The organism is Cupriavidus sp. 01L46, from assembly GCF_056399905.1.
In genome coordinates this window covers 1-831 of sequence record NZ_JBFTSF010000654.1, presented here as the reverse complement: position 1 = coordinate 831, position 831 = coordinate 1, and the positions used below count along the sequence as shown (strand labels likewise).

Sequence of the window (831 nt, the reverse complement as noted above, 5' to 3'; positions counted from 1 at the left end):
GCGTCGAGATGCCGCGCTGGCGCAACTCCTTGACCAGCCGGTCCTGCAGCGTGCCATTCATTCGCTCCACACGGCCCTTGGCCTGGCTGCTGTTGGCGCACAGGCTTTCGATATTCAGCTCGTACAGCGCGCGCCCGAACTGCGTATGGTCCCGTCCCGTGGTGACGCCTTTGGCATTGACCCGGAAGATGCTGGCCTTGTCGCTGTAGAACGCCACCGGCTTGCCATGGCGCTCGATGTAAGCACGTGTCGCCGCAAAATAGGCGAAAGTCGATTCGGTCGGCACGAACAGCAACTGCATCAGGCGGCTGGTGGCATCGTCGACATAGACCAGCAGCGTGCACATGGGCGCGCGCTCCTCGAACCAGGCGTGCTCGCTGCCATCGATCTGCACCAGCTCACCCAGGCAGGCGCGGCGCTTGCGCGGCTGGTGCAGCTTGGGCGGGCGCAGCTTGCGTGGCACCCAGAAGCCGGCATCGATCATGATCCGGCGCACCGTCTCCTTGGCCAGCGCGATGCCATGGCGCTCGCGCAGCTTCTCGCAGGCGAGCGTGGGGCCGTAATCGGCGTAATGCTGCTGGATTAGCGCGCGTGCCTGCGCCTCGATCATCCGTGGCAGTTGGCGATGGCCTGGCTGCCCACGCTGGCGCGACAGCAAGCCCATAGGGCCATCGGCTCGCCAGCGCTGCACCAGCCGCCGGACTTGCCGCGCCGTCAGATCCAGGCGCTCTGCGGCGCGCCATTGCGCCAGCAGGCCCTCGGCCGTTGCCTGAATGACCTTGAAGCGRTCAACTTCGCGCAGACTCATGGTGATCAACCCTCGATCCTTCA

General features: G+C 65.7%; 1 protein-coding gene. It reads right to left on the bottom strand.

Annotation, left to right across the window (positions count from 1 at the left end; all coding sequences use genetic code 11):
* Nucleotides 1–808, bottom strand: an 808-nt coding sequence (locus tag AC1DS3_RS39135; RefSeq protein ID WP_477129428.1) for an ISNCY family transposase, incomplete at its 3' end; no start/stop codon positions are given.
* Between the last annotated feature and the right edge of the window lie 23 nt (nt 809–831).